The sequence below is a fragment of the Pseudomonas sp. BP11-1-1 genome, from assembly GCF_052112105.1.
In the GTDB taxonomy this organism is placed as follows: Bacteria; Pseudomonadota; Gammaproteobacteria; order Pseudomonadales; family Pseudomonadaceae; genus Aquipseudomonas; species Aquipseudomonas alvandae.
Map to the genome: position 1 here is coordinate 45,276 of NZ_JAUTYU010000002.1, position 15,302 is coordinate 60,577.

15 protein-coding genes are annotated in these 15,302 nt (G+C 59.5%); 11 read left to right on the plus strand and 4 right to left on the minus strand.

From position 1 onward, the window contains the following. Positions 1–50 precede the first annotated feature (50 nt). Both Q7C33_RS03825 and Q7C33_RS03830 read right to left on the minus strand, forming a co-directional pair. Entirely contained in the window at positions 51–758 is a 708-nt protein-coding gene (locus Q7C33_RS03825; RefSeq protein ID WP_030139046.1) for an NUDIX hydrolase, read from the minus strand. Continuing rightward, entirely contained in the window at positions 748–1,305 is a 558-nt protein-coding gene (locus Q7C33_RS03830; RefSeq protein WP_407682871.1) for an adenylyltransferase/cytidyltransferase family protein, read from the minus strand. Before Q7C33_RS03830 ends, Q7C33_RS03825 begins: the two co-directional genes overlap by 11 nt. 180 nt (positions 1,306–1,485) lie before the next feature. On the opposite strand from Q7C33_RS03830, the gene Q7C33_RS03835 reads away from it, so the two are divergent. The 4 genes from Q7C33_RS03835 to nudK are packed head-to-tail and all read left to right on the plus strand — an operon-like array spanning position 1,486 to position 4,844. After that, positions 1,486–2,133, plus strand: coding sequence for a nicotinamidase (locus tag Q7C33_RS03835; protein ID WP_030139048.1), 648 nt, complete (start codon positions 1,486–1,488; stop codon positions 2,131–2,133). Between the two features lie 9 nt (positions 2,134–2,142). After that, positions 2,143–3,372 carry a nicotinate phosphoribosyltransferase gene (gene pncB, locus Q7C33_RS03840; protein WP_030139049.1) on the plus strand — a complete coding sequence of 410 codons (1,230 nt, stop codon included), beginning with the start codon at positions 2,143–2,145 and terminating at the stop codon, positions 3,370–3,372. A gap of 1 nt (position 3,373) precedes the next feature. Further along, complete coding sequence (nadE, locus tag Q7C33_RS03845; protein ID WP_334598557.1) at positions 3,374–4,207, plus strand: ammonia-dependent NAD(+) synthetase; 834 nt, start codon at positions 3,374–3,376, stop codon at positions 4,205–4,207. A 40-nt stretch (positions 4,208–4,247) separates the two neighbouring features. After that, positions 4,248–4,844, plus strand: a complete 597-nt coding sequence (gene nudK, locus Q7C33_RS03850) for a GDP-mannose pyrophosphatase NudK (RefSeq protein ID WP_198796146.1) — start codon at positions 4,248–4,250, stop codon at positions 4,842–4,844. Here the strand turns inward: nudK and ftrA are convergent. Beyond that, a complete protein-coding gene (gene ftrA, locus Q7C33_RS03855) occupies positions 4,841–5,836 on the minus strand; it encodes a transcriptional regulator FtrA (RefSeq protein ID WP_198796147.1) in 996 nt (331 codons plus the stop codon). The genes nudK and ftrA overlap by 4 nt on opposite strands. A 352-nt stretch (positions 5,837–6,188) precedes the next feature. Between ftrA and Q7C33_RS03860 the strand changes: the two genes are divergently transcribed. From Q7C33_RS03860 to Q7C33_RS03880, 5 genes are all read left to right on the plus strand, one after another. Continuing rightward, the gene (locus tag Q7C33_RS03860; protein ID WP_236010285.1) at positions 6,189–7,412 is read left to right on the plus strand and encodes a cation:proton antiporter domain-containing protein; all 1,224 of its coding nucleotides are present in this window, start codon (positions 6,189–6,191) and stop codon (positions 7,410–7,412) included. 32 nt (positions 7,413–7,444) lie between these two features. Further along, a complete protein-coding gene (locus Q7C33_RS03865; protein WP_030139054.1) occupies positions 7,445–8,239 on the plus strand; it encodes a HalD/BesD family halogenase in 795 nt (264 codons plus the stop codon). A gap of 84 nt (positions 8,240–8,323) precedes the next feature. After that, complete coding sequence (locus Q7C33_RS03870) at positions 8,324–9,070, plus strand: iron-containing redox enzyme family protein (protein WP_198796149.1); 747 nt, start codon at positions 8,324–8,326, stop codon at positions 9,068–9,070. After that, positions 9,067–9,996: an EamA family transporter RarD gene (gene rarD / locus Q7C33_RS03875; protein ID WP_030139056.1), complete on the plus strand. Its 930-nt coding sequence runs from the start codon at positions 9,067–9,069 to the stop codon at positions 9,994–9,996. Before Q7C33_RS03870 ends, rarD begins: the two co-directional genes overlap by 4 nt. Positions 9,997–10,054: 58 nt before the next feature. After that, positions 10,055–11,044: an aspartate-semialdehyde dehydrogenase gene (locus Q7C33_RS03880; RefSeq protein ID WP_030139057.1), complete on the plus strand. Its 990-nt coding sequence runs from the start codon at positions 10,055–10,057 to the stop codon at positions 11,042–11,044. Positions 11,045–11,104: 60 nt separating this feature from the next. Here the strand turns inward: Q7C33_RS03880 and Q7C33_RS03885 are convergent, their stop codons facing one another. After that, entirely contained in the window at positions 11,105–13,318 is a 2,214-nt protein-coding gene (locus tag Q7C33_RS03885; protein WP_407682872.1) for an LTA synthase family protein, read from the minus strand. Positions 13,319–13,551: 233 nt separating this feature from the next. On the opposite strand from Q7C33_RS03885, the gene Q7C33_RS03890 reads away from it, so the two are divergent. Beyond that, on the plus strand, positions 13,552–14,448 hold the full coding sequence (locus tag Q7C33_RS03890; RefSeq protein ID WP_217860701.1) for a LysR family transcriptional regulator: 897 nt from the start codon (positions 13,552–13,554) through the stop codon (positions 14,446–14,448). Positions 14,449–14,579: 131 nt separating this feature from the next. After that, positions 14,580–15,206 carry a glutathione S-transferase family protein gene (locus Q7C33_RS03895; RefSeq protein WP_217860699.1) on the plus strand — a complete coding sequence of 209 codons (627 nt, stop codon included), beginning with the start codon at positions 14,580–14,582 and terminating at the stop codon, positions 15,204–15,206. Positions 15,207–15,302 lie beyond the last annotated feature (96 nt).

Consider the following 15,302-nt stretch of genomic DNA (forward strand, 5'->3'; position numbering starts at 1 on the left):
ACGCAAACCACGAAGAAACTGGCGCAGTATTCACGCTTGCGCGCTAAGCGCTACTCCAGAAAACACCGATCAAAAAGGTAAACGCTGGCCGGCTTGAGATTCTCCACCGTGCGTTGCGGGCGGCCGCCTTCGCCGGCTTTTTTGCGGCCGGTTTCCTGCAGATAACCCGCCTCGGTCATTTTCAGCAGACGCTGGCGCATGCTGGTCTTGAGCACCGGACGACCGAGCACCACGGAGAAGATATCCACCGCTTCCGGCGCGCTGAATTCCGGGCCCAGGAACATCAACGGCAGGCTGCTGTAGAGGGCTTTGGACAGCAACCGTTCCTGGACCGCCGCCACCAGGCTGTTGTGGTCGAAAGGGAGTTTGATCGAGGCGTCTGCGACATCCTTGAGGGGAAAGAATCCCTGGTGTTCGGCGAGCTGGACCGTGTCGCTGAGAATCGCCAGGTAGAACGTCGAGGACGACCAGCAGCGCGGATCGCGGAACGCGTCGCCGACGGTGCCGACCTGTTCGATCCAGGCCAGCGGCATGCCGACCTTGCTTGAATTGCGCAGGCGCTCCACAGCGTCGTTCAGCGTGAGATCTTCGACGTCCCCATTGACCACGATCCCGGGCAACGCCCAATGGCCGGCGAACGGCTCGGCTTCCCGTCGGTTCAGGAGGATTTCCAGCGCCTGGGTCTCCCGGCAGAAGCGCAGCACACAAAGGTCGATGGTGTGCAGATAACCGCGCGCGGCGGCTGGGCTAGTGGGCATGTCGATTTCCGTGGGTAGCGTAAAGGTCATAGTTTAACGGGTTCATGCCCGGAGCCATCCAGTGGGTGGGCAGCGGCTTGCCCAAGGCCAGTCGTTCGCGAACCACCGTGCTGCGCACGTGGATCTTTTCCTCCACGCAAAGAATGGAAAAACGCTCCAGCAATTCCTCACCTCGATAGAACGTCGGCAGCAAATCGGCGACATCCTGGCCCACCACCAACGCGATCCGCTTGCCGTCCAGAGCCAGGCTGTCGGCGAGGTGGGCGAGCAGGGTGTAGCTGTAGATGGCGCCTTCAACGCCACGGGCCACGACCTGTTCCACCCGGCTTGCGCGCACTTCGGCGCGGCACAGTGGTTGCACCTTTTCGACGATCGACTCCAGCCAGTTCAGGCGAACCTCGTAGTTGACCATTTGCTTGCCGTGGGGATGCCGGAAGCTGGGGACCACCAGCACGCGTCTGGCAAAGCGTGAGGCCTCGATCATTACTTGAGCGTGGCCGGCATGAGGGGGATTGAAGGCGCCGCCATACAGGGCAATCTCGAACATGGCTTATCCTCGATTGGTACATGACATGTACTCTATAGGCAAAATCCTTTTTATGTAAACCTGATTCTTCTAGTTGCTTTGCTTAAGCATGGAAGCTTGGCCAAAAATATTTTTCGTGCCTGGCTTGTCATGAAAGTACATCACATATACTCTCGTGACCATGAAGAGGAGAAACCCAGCATGAACAGCCTGATCCGGAAAACCGCTTCCTTCGATGTCGATGCGCAAAAGAGCTTCACACCGCTGTGCCCTGACGAGCTTCCGGTGCCGGGCGGTGACCAGATTGCCGGTGAGCTGAATTTCATCGCGTCCCTGGCCAGCCTCCGCGTCGGCAGCAAGGACGCCCATTCGCCCCTGGCCCCATGGGTGGTCGCCGATCACGCACAGATGTTCGTGCCAACCGGGCTCGAGCACGCCGACATCACTTGGGTCAGCCACTGCGTTCCCGGTACTGAGGGTTTCGCCCTGCTGGATCAACTGCCGACGCCATATGACTACGACTATTTCGTCTGGAAGGGGGTAGAGCCGGATTTGCACCCGTACGGCGCCTGCTACCACGACCTGCACGGCAAGTTGTCCACCGGGGTGATCGAGTACCTCAAGGCCCAGCGTGTGGAGCAAGTCATAGTCGGCGGGCTGGCGCTGGATTTCTGCGTCAAGACCACCGCCCTGCAACTGGCCGCCGCTGGCTTCAAGGTGATCGTTCACCTCCCGGCCTGCCGGGCCATCAGTGAGGAGGGCGCCATTCAAGCCATCCAGGACATGCATCAAGCAGGCATCGCGGTGGCCGCGACGCGCGAAGAAACCCTCCGCCAGGCAAACGCATAAGGAAGAGACATGGACAGTGCATTCGATACAACCAGCGGCACCATCCAGAGTCTTCTGGACACCGACTACTACACCTTCACCATGATGCAGGCGGTCTTGCACCAGCACCCGAATGTCGAGGTGGAATACCAGTTCATCGTCCGCTCCAAGGAGCGGCTCGGTCACCTGATCCCGGATATTCGTGTCGAACTGGAGAAACTCGCCGGGTTGCAACTGCGCGAGGGGGAGCAGCGGTTTCTGTTCAACAAGCGTTTCCGTGAGTACCTGACACCGGACTTCGAACAGTTTCTCGGGCTGTTTCGCTTCAATCTGCGCTACATCCACGTTTCGGAGGTCGACGGCCAACTGCACATCCGCGTCCGTGGTCCGATGCTGCACTGCATCATGTTCGAGCAGCCGGTATTGGCGATGGTCAGCGAACTGCGCAATCGTGAGAAGTATCCCGAAGTCGAGTTGGCCGACGTCACCCGCAAGCTGTACCAGAAATTCGAATGGCTGGAGAAAAATGCCAGCCGTGAAGAACTCGCCGAGTTTCGCGTTTCAGACTTTTCCACCCGTCGTCGGCTGTCGTTCCGGGCCCAGCGGGAAGTGGTAAATGTCATGCGCAGCGATTTTCCTGGGGTCTTTGTCGGCACCAGTAACGCGCACTTGGCTTACGAATTCGATCTGCCCCTGATCGGCACCATGGCTCACCAGTGGCTGATGGTGCACCAGCAACTCGGACGCTTGCGCGAGAGCCAGAACGCGGCGTTGGAAAACTGGGTGCACGAGTATCGCGGCCGCCTCGGTATCGCCCTGACGGACTGCATCAGCACCGACTTTTTCCTCAAGGATTTCGACCTGTATTTTGCCAAGCTCTATGACGGCCTGCGCCAGGATTCCGGTGACCCGATCGTCTGGGCTGACAAGGTGCTGGGGCGTTACCAGGAACTGGGTATCGACCCGCGAACCAAGGACCTGATGTTTTCCGATGGCCTCAATTTCGAAAAATGCCTGCCGATCCTGCGTCACGTTCGCGGCAAGGCCAAGTTCGGTTTTGGCATGGGCACCAGCCTGGCCTGCGATGTCGACGGTGTCGAACCGCTGAGCATCGTCATGAAGCTGGTGCGGGTCCACGGCGAGCCGGTGGTGAAGTTCTCCGATGATCCGATCAAGAACGTCTGCGAGGATGCCTCGTTTCTGCGGTACGCCGCCCAAGTGTTCAACGTTGCCCTGATCAATCCACAGTTGGGAGCTTGATATGACATCGTTTCTGCAAGAACGCATTGCCCAGGAACTGGGCATCGACCGTCAACTCACTCAGGGCGGCGAAGCCAGCGAGATCGCCCGCCGCGTCGAGTTCATCAAGCAGGTCCTGCGAGAATCCGGTTGCCAGTCCCTGGTCCTGGGGATCAGTGGCGGCGTCGACTCGCTCACCGCCGGCCGCCTATGCCAATTGGCGGTGGAGCAACTGCGCAATGAAGACTACGCGGCGCGATTCATCGCCGTCCGGCTACCGTACAAGGCCCAGGCTGACGAGCAGGACGCCCAGGCGTCCCTGGACTTCATCCGGCCGGACTTGATCACCATCAGCAATATTGCCGCGTGCGTTGACAGCTTGATGGGCAGCATTGCCATCGATGGCTTGCAGCCTTCGGCCGAACTCACCGACTTTGCCAAAGGCAACGCCAAGGCCCGCGCCCGGATGCTGGCGCAATACGCCATTGCCAATCTGAGCACCGGATTGGTGGTCGGCACCGATCATGGGGCGGAGGCGGTGATGGGCTTTTTTACCAAGTTTGGCGACGGCGCATGCGACCTGGCACCGCTGTCCGGGCTGACCAAGACCCAGGTGAGACTGCTGGCCGACGCGATGGGCGCCCCGGCGCACCTGGTGCGCAAGGCGCCGACCGCTGATTTGGAAGACCTGGCGCCCGGTAAGTTGGATGAAGTGGCGTATGGCTGCAGCTACGAGGAAATCGATGCGTACCTGATGGGCGAAGAGGTGTCGCCCAAAGCGCGACAAATCATTGAACGCGCTTACCTCAAGACAGCCCACAAGCGAGCACTGCCTCGCGTTCCGGTATCGTTGTAATAGGTTTAAATAGGGGCTTTGGTCTCGAACGGAGTGGAAAATGACCCAGGCAAGCAGCATCAAGGACCGCGTACGTATCAAGCAGGTCGAGGTCCTCTCGGACAATTGGTACATCCTGCGCAAGACCACTTATGACTACCTCGGCCGCAACGGCCAATGGCGCGAGCTGACCCGCGAGACCTATGACCGCGGCAACGGCGCCACCATCCTGCTTTACAGCAAAGCCAAGCAGACCGTGGTGTTGACCCGGCAATTCCGCTTCCCGGCGTTCGTCAACGGGCACGACGGCCTGTTGATCGAAACCTGCGCCGGCCTGCTGGACAACGATGATCCGCAGACCTGCATCCGCAAGGAAACCCAGGAAGAAACCGGCTATGTCGTCCAAGACGTGCGCAAGGTATTCGAGGCGTTCATGAGCCCGGGCTCGGTGACCGAGCGGATCCATTTTTTTGTCGGTGAATACTTCGACGAAGACAAGCAGCACGAAGGTGGCGGGCTTGAGGCCGAAGGGGAAGAGATCGAAGTGCTGGAGATGCCGCTCGACCAGGCCCTGGGCATGATCGAGACCGGCGAAATCTGTGACGGCAAGACCATCATGTTGTTGCAGTACGCCAAGTTGCATCGGTTGCTGGATTAGCAGTTGGCTGCCCAGGCCGCTTGCTTGCTGATTTCATCGCTGCCAAATCTCTCACGGTAGGCCGAGGGAGCCAGGCCCACCGCGTTGCGAAAGGCTGCGCGGAAACTTTCCACTGACCGATACCCACAGGCGTGTGCGATACCGGCGGTGTTTTGATCGGTGCTTTCCAGCAGCTCGCGAGCGCGGTTCAGTCGTTCCTGCTGAAGCCAGGCCTTGGGCGACAGTCCCGTGGTTTCAATGAAACGCCTCAAAAAGGTTCGTTCGCTCATGGCCACGCGAGCCGCCATGTCAGCCACGCTCAACGGTTGGTCCAGGTGCTCGCGGATCCATTGCAACACGCGCGTCAGCTCGTTGCGTGGTGACTTGCACACCGGGGCGACGATGAATTGCGACTGGCCGCCGGTTCTCTGTGGCGCCATTACCAAGCGTCGGGCCACCGAGTTGGCGATGTGCGTGCCGAAATCACGAGCGATCAAATGCAGGCAGGCGTCGATACCGGCGGCACTTCCGGCTGAGGTGATCACCTGGCCGGAATCGACGTAGAGCACATTAGGGTCAACCTTGATGTTGGGGAATCGTTCGGCCAGCTCCTTGGAAAATTGCCAATGCGTGGTAGCGGTTTCTCCATCGAGCAGCCCTGTGGCGGCGAGCACGAACACCCCCGAGCAGATGGACAGCAGGCGTGCGCCGCGGGCATGAGCTCTTGCAAGGGCTTGCAATAGCGCTTCGGGGGGCCGCTCATAACGGTTGCGCCAACCGGGGACGATGATGGTCTGTGCGGTTTCAAGCTCTTCCAGACCCGCGTCGACGGAGATTTGCAATCCTCCCAGCGCACGCATCGGCCCCTCGTCGACGGCAACGATGCGGTGGGTATACCAAGGGACGTCCAGTTCTGGGCGGGGTAGCCCGAAGATCTCGAGGGCGATGCCGAATTCGAATACGCAAAGGCCCTCATAGACGAGGATGGCCACTGTTCCAGGAAGAGCATTCATTTGGCGTAAATTCACCGTTTATTGTCGTCTGCTGCACTGTAGCGGACAGTCCCCTGCCCCTACAATCGCTGCCAGGCAATCAGGAAAACCAAGACGGCTGCACCCCACAAAGGTGATCGCCGCATTACCGGTACCCCACCCCATCGCACCGGTAGAGGATTGTCACTTCCAGATTTATTCCTGCTTCAACAGAATTCGATTCGTACGGATAGGCCAAGTGTGCGCATCTTATTGGGTTCTGTTACGGACGCTGTTAACGGATAACGGCGTTGAAGGAGTTGTGAGTTGTAACCGGATTAACCTGGACGTTGTAAGGGAAAGGACTATGTTGCTGATCCAGATAGTGTTTGTCATGTTGTCAGCAAAACTCCTGGGTGCTGCGTTCAATCGCTTGGGGCAGCCACAGGTTGTTGGAGAAATGATTGCCGGTTTCATGTTGGGCCCCGTTGTACTGGGCCAGTTGTTTCCCGCCTTCCATCAGCAACTATTCGATAGCAGCGCTATCACCCAGCTCAAAGTCCTGAGCGAGTTGGGCATATTGTTGTTCATGTTCGTCATTGGTGCCGAGTTTCGTTTCCCATTGAAACAGAGCAAGACCGGCTTCCATGCCATGGTCATCGGCGCCTTCAGCATTGTCATCCCTTTTTCCCTCGGCGCCGCGATAGCTCCCTGGCTGTACGAACATTTCGCCAGCACCGGGACGTCTCGGTTGGCCTTTGTCTTGTTCATAGGCACCGTGTTTTCCGTCACCGCTTTTCCGGTACTGGCGCGGATCCTCAAGGAACGCGGCATGCTCGGTACGCAGACCGGTGCGATCGCCTTGCTGGCCGCCGCCATGAGCGATGTGGTCGCCTGGATGTTGATTGCCGCTGTCGCGATGGTGAACGGTCAGGACAGTGACTGGATGGCCCTGGTCGTCCGGGGTGGTTGCCTGTTACTGCTGGTGGCCTTTTCGTTCCTGGTGCTCAAGCCCCTCTTGAACCGTTGGCTCGCCGCCGAAGGAAAGCTTGCGCAACCGATGGTGCTCGTGGCGTTGCTGGCCGGTGTGATGATCTATGGCAGCCTGACCCACGCGCTGCAAGTGCACGCCGTATTTGGTGCCTTCCTGTTCGGCCTGTGCTTGCCGCGTGACCAGCGTTTGCTGGACATGATCATCGAACGGCTGGAGCACGTATCGCTGATCATACTGATGCCCTGTTTCTTTGCCCTGGCCGGCTTGAGCACCACCTCGTCGGCGTTCACCGGGCTTGGGGCCTGGGTGCTGCTGGTGATCCTGCTCGTGGCTGTCACTGCGAAGATATTCGGCAGCGCGCTGGGCGCTCGGCTTGTGGGTTGCTCCTGGTCGACGTCGCTGAGCATCGGTGCACTGATGAACACCCGCGGCCTGATGGAACTGGTCGTGCTCAAGATCGGCCTGGACATGGGCATCATCGGCAGCGAGCTGTTTACCGCCCTGGTGGTCATGACCATCGTCACGACGCTGATGACCGGTCCGCTGATGAATCTGCAAGAAAAGAAAATCTTTCCGGTACGCAACTCGTCGACTCCGAGTGCGTTGCCTCCCGTGGATTTGTAACACCGACCGATAACAATGGAATGGAGCGATAAATGAGCGAACAAACGTCCAGCTTGGTTATTGAAGTAATGGAGCAGCAACTGGCCAAGCATTTCCAGGCTCTTTTGCAGGATGAAAACCGGATGAAGCAGATTCGTAATGAATTTCGCCGCGACGGTTACTTCAACTTCAAAAACTTTTCCTTTCTGCCGAAAAGGATTTTGGAAAATGTTCATGCCGAAGTTCATGCGTTATTGGACGAGTATTCGGTGCGCCGCGATGTGACGGTTCCATCCACCGGTAATACCTACCGCAAAATGTATAACGTCAACCAACCGGAGATCGCCGAGGGCGGGACGTTCATTCCCGCGCTTTATCAATCCGAGTCGCTGCGTAAGTTCTTGGGCAATATTGCCGGCGACGACTTGGCGTCCTGCTGGGAGCAGGAGCAATACCTGATCACCAAACTGAGCCACCCGGGCGATACCCATGGCTGGCATTGGGGTGATTACCCGTACACCATGATCTGGATCATCGAGGCGCCCGAGGACCCGGCGATCGGTGGCGTGCTCCAGTGCGTGCCGCACAGCGAGTGGGACAAGCAGAACCCGCAGATCTGGCAGTACATCCTCAACAACCCGATCAAGTCGTATCACCACCTCAAGGGTGATGTGTATTTCCTCAAGTCGGATACCACGTTGCACCACGTGGTACCGATCCAGCAGGAAACCACTCGGATCATTCTCAACACATGCTGGGCCAGTGCCCATGACCGACGAACCGATGTCGCCCACGAAAGTATCGAAGTGATCTGGGATACCAAGGCCAGGACCACCGAAGAGGCCTGACGGCGAGCGGCCGGGCGGATGGGTGTCCGCCCGGTTTCATATTTGGAAAATCAACGTTGCCCCCGGGGCTCAAGGAAGCAGGCCATGTCCATCACTCAAGAAACGTTTCAATCCGAAACCGCCTATGTCGTACGCAACGAAGGCGTCGATCTGGAGCTCAAGTTGTTCATGGATGAGCAGATCGAATACATCCTCAAGCATCGCGCGACCGAGCACCCATTTCTGAACGCCTATGCCGAGCACGGTCTGCCGCCGGAGCAAAGCCAGGTGCTGTACCTGGAAACCCTGCACTACTTCAAATACCTGCCGTTCTATGTTTGTGGGATTTCCACCATCACCCGTGACGAGGCAGTCCTTCGCACCATCGCCTTCAACGCTCGCGATGAACTGGGGGAAACCCATTCCCATTCCGACTTGTACCGCAAGTTCCTGCACGACAAGGGCATCAGCGAGGAGCAGATCGAGGCCTACAAGTGCCTGCCCAGCACTCAGGCGTTGAACGACGGCATTTGCGCGCTCTACAGCAAACCGCCATTGCAAAAGGCACTGGGTGGCTTGTTCGCCGACGAGGCGATGTCCGCATCGATGGTTTCCAAATACAACGATGGCTTGATCAAGGAAGGCGTCAGCGAACGCGGCCGGTTCTTCTGGACGCTGCACATGGAAGTCGAAGTCGGCCACTCCAACGCAGTGTTCAACGTCATGGAAAAACACCTGCAGACGCCGCAAGAGCGTCGTCTGTTCGCCGAAGGCATTGAACAGTACCTGCACCTGATGGAAGTGTACTGGGATGGCATCGAGCGCAAACTCAACGCTGGAGGACGCCAATGACTGCCCAGAACGAATCCGGACAAGGCGTCGCCTTCGGGCTCGGCGCCACGCTGCTCTGGGGCTCGTACCCGCTCTGGTACAAGCCGTTGGCCGGGCTCGATGCCTATCATCTGCTGTCCTGGCGGGTGGTGTTCGCCGAGTTGTTTCTCCTGGCACTGGTGTTGCTGACCGCGCGGGTCGGGACGTTGCGCTCTACGCTCAAGACCGTTCGCCCGGCCAATGTGCTCACGGTGTCCGCGGTGTTGGGGCTTTGGTGGCTGATGTACATCTACGGGATCATGACCGGGCGCGTACTGGAGGTGGCCTTCGGCTATTTCCTCAGCCCGATCATGAGCATGGTGGTGTCGCGGGTGATCTTCAAGGAGCGTCTCACGGCCCTGCAAACCTGGGCGATCTTCCTCGCCGTCACAGGCGTGACATTGATGGCGTTCGAGCTGCTGAACCTGCATTCATTCCCATGGATCGCGCTGGTGATCGGTTTCTGCTATTCGTTCTACGGCATCTTCAAGAAAAAGGTACCGGGTGATCCGGTGGTCATCCAGACGCTGGAAATTGCCGTGCTGCTGCCGTTCGCGGCGCTGTTCCTGGTGTGGGCTCAGGCCCAGGGCCAAGGGCACCAGTTCCTGCAGTCGGGTACTCGCGATCTGCTGTTGGTCGCGACGGGTCTGATCACGGTGTTGCCTTTGTGGTGGTACAGTCTGGCGGCCAAGCAGCTGTCGATGATCACGCTGGGCTTCTTGCAGTTCGTCCCGCCAATTTGCAACTTCCTGTTGGCGGCATTCGTTTATGGTGAACCGGTCTCGTCGTTGAAACTGGCGGCGTTCTCGTTCATCTGGCTGGCGCTTGCGTTGTTTACCTTGAACTCCATCCGGGTCCAGCGTGCAGCGGCGGCCGCCAGGTTGTCCGTGCAAATGCGTACGGCATGACATACCCGCCTGCGCCGTCTCGAGGCGGCGCGGGTTTTTTCAGGATAAGGGAATCGAAATGAAGAAAGTCGCCGTGGTGGGTTGCACCGGTGCAGTGGGCATGACCATGCTGCAATTGCTTGAAGATACCGACTACGAGGTGGTCTGCATGGCCTCTGAACGTTCGGCCGGCAAGCGCTTGAAGGCTGGTAGCACCGAGCACCTGATCGAGCCTTTTTCGGTCGAAGGCTGCGCCTCGTGCGATATCGTCTTCCTGTGTGTTTCCGGGGCGTTTGCCCTGGAATATGGTGAGCGACTGGCTGAAAATTCCTACGTTATCGATAACTCCTCGGCTTTTCGCTATCACCCGAATATCCCGCTGCTTGTACCGCCGATCAACGGTCAACGCTACAAGGGCGAAAAACTGATTGCCAATCCCAACTGTTCTTCGGCCATCGCACTCATGGTGCTGGGACCGCTGCACGACGCATACGAGCTTGAAAGCGCGATCATTTCCACTTACCAGGCCGCCAGCGGTGCGGGCCAACCGGCCATGCTGGAGCTGCGTGAAAAGGCCAAGGCGTTCAGCGACTATGGCGATCAGGACGGCAGCGAAAACTTCGCCCACAACCTGGCGTTCAACGTGATCCCTCAAGTCGATTCGTTTGAAGACAACGGTTATACCCGCGAAGAGATGAAAGTGGTCTGGGAACTGCGCAAGGTCCTGGACGAGCCGGAGCTGGCCATCAGCACGACGGCGGTTCGGGTACCGACCCTGCGTTCCCACGCCGAGAGCCTGAGCCTGCGCTTCAGGAAGCCGGTGCAATCACTGGCCCAGGTGCGTGAACTCCTGGCGGCTGCGCCAGGTGTCGAGGTGGTGGATGAACCCAAGCAAGGCGTTTATCCGATGCCCATGACCTCGACCTATAAGCACGCCGTGGAAGTAGGACGGATTCGCTACAATCTGATCTACGGCGATCACGGGCTGGATCTGTTTATCAGCGGCGACCAGTTGCTGCGAGGCGCGGCACTGAACGCGTTCGAAATCATGCAATTGGTCAATGACTGATCACCAAGGGGTTGAATGATAAACGCGCAACCGCTTTACAGCGGCTGCGCGTTTTTTCATTCAGCTGGACTGAGGCTCGCTGTCGTCCTGCAAATCGTCCAGGTATTCCGGTTGGTCCAGCTGTTCCGGCAGTTCAGTCACGACACTGAAGTCGCTGATCTCGATGGCGCCCGTCCCGTGGCCGAGCAAGTGGAAGGAGAACGCCTTGCGCGGCTGCGGGTTATCGAAATGGATATCCATCACCAGCGGCTGATCGGTGGTCACCGCGACGTCGGTGGGCAAATCCATCGGCACGTCCTGTTCGAACTCCTTGGCCTTGAGGGATATGTACGCGGCGTGGTCCGCGTCCACGGCTCGGATGCTCAAGCTGACGCGCGTGCGGGTGCCCTTGGGCATTTCCAGGTACTGGGCGCCGATCAGATTGTCGGTCCAGTCGTTGGACACCTGGGCCGGCAGCGGGATCTTTTCCGCGCTACCGAATTGGTAGTGTTGGTTCAAGGGCGTGGTGAACAACGTCTGGTCCAGTGCCGTGGCTCGGGCACTGACTTGTCTTGCGCGTTGGCCGCTGTATTGCCCCAGGTAGGTGGCGCTGTCGGCGATGAAGCCTTCGCTCTTGTAGTCGAGGCAATGTTGCTGGAAATCGCATTCGGTGAAGGTGCCCTTGCCATCGTGGTAGCGCAGCTTGCCGTTGGTGAACGACATGATTTCCCGGCCCGTCGCATAGTCCCTGAACATCGAGCGACCGGACAGCGAAGTCGGCACTTTGAAACCGAAGTAGTCGAGTACCGAAGCGGTCAGGTCGACATGGCCATGAACCCCTTGCTTGAGGCGCGGCAATGGCTCGGGCGCCAACATGAGGTTGAAGCCCCAGGACGAGGCCAGGCGCACATCGTCGATGCCGTGGGATTCATCCGAAGTGATGATCACCAGGGTATTGTCCAGGATGCCCTGGCGTTCCAGGCCGGCGAGGAAGCTGTCCAGCGCATCGTCCAGGTAACCCACGGCGGCCTGCTTGGCGGTGTCGTAGCGCTCCAGGTAATCCTCTGGCGCTGAATAGGGTTGGTGTGTGCCCACTGTCAGCAGTGTGAGCATCCAGGGTTTATCCGCCTGTTGCAGGTGCCCGACGTAATCCAGCGCGCCTTCGAAGAAAGTCTTGTCATCCTTGCCCCAGGGAAACTCCAGATAGGCGGGTCGGGTGAACCACTCCATGCCCAGGGTCGTGTCGAAGCCGATGTGCGGCATGATCCGGTCCTTGGCCATGAACCGCAGGCCGGCGCCTTGCAGGAAGTGGGTCGAGAACCCGTTCTGGCGCAATTGGGCAGGCAAGCAGGCCTGGTTGCGCTGGCTCTGGTTGAGCATTTCGACGCCCTTGGGCGTGCCATTGTCGAGCTTGTCGTAGTCGCCGCACAGCATGGCGTACAGGCCACGAATGGTCTGGTGGCTGTGCAACACGTAGTCAGGTGTGTTCATTCCGCGCTCGGCCCAGGCGCTGAGGCGCGGCATGAGGTTTTCCTGATAACTGCTTTTCAAGGCCTGGCGATTGGTTTCCAGGTAGGCGCCGGGAATGCCTTCCAGGGCGATGATCAGGACGTTGCGCGCGCGGCCCGGCGCGGCGAGCAGCTTTTTCCCTTCGAGATCCAGTCGGGTCAGCCCTTCCATGGGGGGAAGCGGTTCCTCGGTATCCCCGGCGACCCACTCTTGAATGTGCACCTGGCCGGCGGCGAGGCCTGCCGTCATGAGCTGGTGGGGCAGGTTGAACAGGTTCCACTGGTCCGCTTCGCTGGGCCGCCAGGTTTGCACCGTGCCGTGAACCAGCAAAAGCGCCGCCGGTAGCGCCCAGGCATGGCGCGGCAAGCCGGGCGCCCGGCGGCTCCGATTGATCCAGTGGACCGCCAGCCAGAGCGCCAAGGCGACCAGCTGGAAGGCGGCGAGCCAGGGATGAGCGAAGCCGCCGCTGGTGGAGTTCTCGACGAATTGCGGGTCGGTCAGATACTGGATGTCCGACGGCGTTGGCATCCGTCCGACCGCACTGACCAGTTCGCTGCTGGCCAACATCAGCGTGGTCCAGGCCAGCAATACCGGTAACGCCAGCCACCCGGGGCGTCGATGCAGCAACACGATCAATAAGCTGCCGATGGCGAAGTCGGACAGATAGCCCAGCAGGTCGGACCAGCCAAGAACCAGGCGCAGCCCCATCGGGACGAAGAGCACGCATCCGGCCAGCGCGAGAAGGCTCGCGAGTGGATGAGTCAGCGCTCGATAAAAAACATTCACGGAAACGGGCCTTTTGTTCAAACCAATCCAGCAAACACACAACCCTGTAGGATTCTGCATTTGGTCATTAAACAGTCACAAGACTGTGCAGGATGGTACCAAGCGCAGCAGCCATTTTTGGTCCACAACCTCGCGGCTGGCTGCGGTTCGCGGGTCAATCCCTCTACAATGGCGACACGGCGTGGCTTTCAGACGTGTTTAATCTTGTTTCAAGATTTCTCATCGGAGGATGGATGGACAGGTTCCAGGAGATGCAGGTGTTTGTCGCCGTGGCCCAGGATTCTGGATTTTCGGCCGCCGCGCGACGCTTGGGCCTGTCGGCCGCCAGCGTGACGCGGGCAGTGGCGGCGCTGGAACAACGCATCGGTACGCCGCTGCTGGTGCGGACCACGCGCAACGTCTACCTGAGCGAAGCCGGCCAACGCTTTCTCGATGACTGTCGGCGGATCCTCGGCGATCTGCAGGAAGCCGAGGACTCGGCGGCCGGCAGTCACGCCCAGCCTCGGGGACAACTGACCATCACCGCGCCGGTGCTGTTCGGGCAATTGTTCGTCACGCCAGTACTGGTGGATTACCTGGGGCGTTTTTCCGAGGTTTGCGTCAACGCCTTGCTGCTGGATCGCACCGTCAGCATGGTGGAAGAGGGCATCGACGTTGCCGTGCGCATCGGTGAGTTGCCCGATAGCAGCCTGCACGCCGTCCGTGTCGGCGAGGTGCGGCGGGTGGTGTGTGGCTCCCCCGGGTTCTTCGCCCGCCATGGCCGGCCTGAACACCCGCAGGACCTGGAGCGGATGCCCGTGGTGTCGTCCTCGGCCATTGGCCAGGTCAGGAACTGGACCTTTGTCGAGGCGGGCCAGCCGCTCTCGGTCCGGCCTGCGCCTCGGCTGGTGGTGACGGCCAACCAGGCTGCCATCGGCGCGGCGTGCCAGGGGTTGGGGATGACGCGGGTCCTGTCCTATCAGGTGGCGAGCTGCATTGCCGCCGGCGAGTTGGAAATCGTCCTGGCCGACTTCGAGCTGCCGCCCCTGCCGATCCATGTGGTGTACCAGGGCGGGCGCAATGCGCCGGCGCGGGTTCGCAGTTTTGTGGACTTCATGGTGAATGCGCTGCGGGAACACCCGGCCCTGTAGCGCTGAGGCATTGTTTCGCTGATAGAAATAAAGGATTGCGTTTGCAGGTGATTCTATAGCTCCAGGCATGAGCAGAAGATGACCCCATCGACGCCGCATAACGAGGGCGTCATTTCCCAGCGGAGTCGACCATGAACCCAATCAAGCTCTATCACTTCCCACTGTCCGGCCACGCACACCGTGTCCAATTGATGCTTTCGTTGCTCGAACTGCCGGTCGAGATTATTTTCGTCGACTTGGCCAAGGGGGCGCACAAACAGCCGGAATTCCTCGCGATCAACTCGTTCGGCCAGGTGCCGGTCCTGGACGATAACGGCGTGGTGCTGGCGGATTCCAACGCCATCCTGGTGTACCTGGCAAGCAAATACGGCCACGGTCACTGGCTGCCGACGGACCCGGTCGGCGCCGCTCGCGTCCAGCGCTGGTTGTCGGTCGCCGCCGGTCCTTTGCATGCCGGTCCGGCCACGGCGCGCTTGATCACGGTATTCGGTGCGTCGCACAACGCCGAGGATGTGATTGCCCGGTCCCATACTCTGCTCAAAGTCATCGACCAGGAATTGAGCAACAGCACCTATCTGGCGGGTGACGCGCCGACCATTGCCGACATCTCGGGCTACACCTATATCGCCCATGCGCCCGAGGGCAATGTTTCGCTGCAGGACTACGCCAACGTACGTGCATGGCTGGCGCGAATCGAGGCCTTGCCAGGGTTCGTGGGCATGCCACGTACCGCGGTGGGCTTGCAGAAAGACGCTTGAGCATCGGCCCGGTTGCGGCGAGGGTGCAATCGTCCTCGCCGCTGGTTTCTGTAAGACCACGGAAGCGTTAATCTGCCAGCCTTTCCCGGGGTGGCT

Bases quoted from the DNA above. Each gene is read 5' to 3' on its own strand.
- Q7C33_RS03825 (WP_030139046.1), bottom strand. From the start codon at position 758: ATGCCCACTAGCCCAGCCGCCGCGCGCGGTTATCTGCACACCATCGAC.
- nudK (WP_198796146.1), top strand. From the start codon at position 4,248: ATGACCCAGGCAAGCAGCATCAAGGACCGCGTACGTATCAAGCAGGTC.
- Q7C33_RS03835 (WP_030139048.1), top strand. From the start codon at position 1,486: ATGAACAGCCTGATCCGGAAAACCGCTTCCTTCGATGTCGATGCGCAA.
- rarD (WP_030139056.1), top strand. From the start codon at position 9,067: ATGACTGCCCAGAACGAATCCGGACAAGGCGTCGCCTTCGGGCTCGGC.
- Q7C33_RS03895 (WP_217860699.1), top strand. From the start codon at position 14,580: ATGAACCCAATCAAGCTCTATCACTTCCCACTGTCCGGCCACGCACAC.
- ftrA (WP_198796147.1), bottom strand. From the start codon at position 5,836: ATGAATGCTCTTCCTGGAACAGTGGCCATCCTCGTCTATGAGGGCCTT.
- pncB (WP_030139049.1), top strand. From the start codon at position 2,143: ATGGACAGTGCATTCGATACAACCAGCGGCACCATCCAGAGTCTTCTG.
- Q7C33_RS03865 (WP_030139054.1), top strand. From the start codon at position 7,445: ATGAGCGAACAAACGTCCAGCTTGGTTATTGAAGTAATGGAGCAGCAA.
- Q7C33_RS03870 (WP_198796149.1), top strand. From the start codon at position 8,324: ATGTCCATCACTCAAGAAACGTTTCAATCCGAAACCGCCTATGTCGTA.
- Q7C33_RS03830 (WP_407682871.1), bottom strand. From the start codon at position 1,305: ATGTTCGAGATTGCCCTGTATGGCGGCGCCTTCAATCCCCCTCATGCC.
- Q7C33_RS03890 (WP_217860701.1), top strand. From the start codon at position 13,552: ATGGACAGGTTCCAGGAGATGCAGGTGTTTGTCGCCGTGGCCCAGGAT.
- nadE (WP_334598557.1), top strand. From the start codon at position 3,374: ATGACATCGTTTCTGCAAGAACGCATTGCCCAGGAACTGGGCATCGAC.
- Q7C33_RS03880 (WP_030139057.1), top strand. From the start codon at position 10,055: ATGAAGAAAGTCGCCGTGGTGGGTTGCACCGGTGCAGTGGGCATGACC.
- Q7C33_RS03860 (WP_236010285.1), top strand. From the start codon at position 6,189: ATGTTGTCAGCAAAACTCCTGGGTGCTGCGTTCAATCGCTTGGGGCAG.